Origin of the sequence: Acinetobacter lwoffii (assembly GCF_049367455.1) — a bacterium.
GTDB classification, from domain to species: Bacteria; Pseudomonadota; Gammaproteobacteria; order Pseudomonadales; family Moraxellaceae; genus Acinetobacter; species Acinetobacter lwoffii_W.
The window spans coordinates 1-1,604 of record NZ_JBMPXW010000014.1; the positions used below are offsets into that span (position 1 = coordinate 1).

Consider the following 1,604-nt stretch of genomic DNA (forward strand, 5'->3'; position numbering starts at 1 on the left):
GCGGCTTCACCGATGACTGCACGTTCAACACGACTTTTTGCGCCTATTTGCCGCAATTATGATAAAGATTTACCGGTTGAAGATGCCTATGCATTCAATATGAAAATTTTCGAGGAAGATCGTGTGATTGTAGAAAATCAGAAACCTGAATATTTACCTCTGGATTTATCTTTAGAAGCGCATTTTCCGGCAGATCGGAGTTCAAGCATGTACCGAAAATTACTGGCAAACAGGGATTGAGTCCTTTATTTACTGCTTAAAATTTTATTCAAAAGAAAAGCAGTTATAGGTAGTAAGGGCTAGATATCCCCAGATATTTAAAAAATTACAGGATTATTAAATTTATAAGCTATATGTCGATGTAGGTCTTTTAGCCCAAACTTATTTTTGGATGAATTGGGTTATATCGTGATTTCTATCAGGATACATCTTGTTATATAGCCTCATGGGTCTTGTATTCTAGTGAAGAAAGGCCTTTTAGAATGGTAAAGAACTTTTAGAAGATAAAATTAGTTTTTTATTAAAATAGGTATATAATAAATAAAATCACTTTACTTTACTATTTTAATAAAATTATGGATCAATATTGCACACTGCAGGTTTATCAGGAAGATGAATGGCTGGATTGCGCTATTGTTGAGATTGTCGGTCAACAACAAACTGGATGGCAAGCAGCCACGCGCACATCATATCTATTTGAATATGCTATTTCTTATATGAACCTAAGCGATGGGCATGCGCTAGCCTATCATTTACCAGTAAATGTGCAAAATACCTTGCAATCTACCTGGCCGGCCTTCCTGATGGATTTGTTACCTCAAGGTTATGGTCGTAAAGAATTACTCCGTCAGCTTAATTTTTCTGAAAATACTCAGGAACAAGCAGACTGGGCGCTTTTAAAAGCGGGTGCAGGCAATCCGATTGGTAATTTACGGATTAAAGAGGCTTATGAATGGCTACAGGGGCAGTTCCCTGTTCAGCAGAATCATGGCTTTAGTCTGGACCAAGTCGTAGAACGTCAAGAAAAATTTATTGAATCCTTGGCCTCTTATGGACTTTTTATTGCCGGTTCTTCTGGTATTCAGGGCGAGTGGCCAAAATTACTGCTGACCCAAGGTCACGATGACCTGTTCTATCTGGATCACACGCTGACAGATGATCAGGTCAAACAGCATTGGCTGGTGAAATTCAGTCGTGGCAGTGATCAGAATCTAGATAAAATTTTGATGCACGAAGCCTTATATATGAAAATTGCCCAATACCTGGGACTTCGTGTTCATCAGGAACTGGAGCTGCATGGTAAGACTTTATTTATTCCCCGATTTGACCGTAAAGTCAGCGATGGGAAGGTTGAAAGAATTGCCCAGGAAAGTATTGCTTCTCTGGGAGGAAAAGCCGGTTTTGGGGTAAGAATGACCCATAACCAGATCTGTAGCCTGTTGATGCAATGCTGTACTGAACCAAAACAGGAAATCTTTGAATATTTGAAGCGTGATCTTGCCAATGTCGCTTTAGGCAATAAAGACAATCATACCCGTAATACAGCGATTCAACGTTTCAATAATGGAATCATTCAACTAACCCCATTATTTGATTTTGCGCCG

The 1,604-nt window shown here is 39.1% G+C and carries 1 protein-coding gene and 1 pseudogene; both read left to right on the top strand.

The features are described 5' to 3' along the window. A pseudogene (locus ACO1B7_RS18575) lies at positions 1-240 on the top strand (aromatic ring-hydroxylating dioxygenase subunit alpha); the annotation flags it as partial. A 335-nt stretch (positions 241-575) separates the two neighbouring features. Further along, the coding region (locus ACO1B7_RS18580) for a type II toxin-antitoxin system HipA family toxin (RefSeq protein WP_423090479.1) at positions 576-1,604 on the top strand (1,029 nt) is incomplete at its 3' end.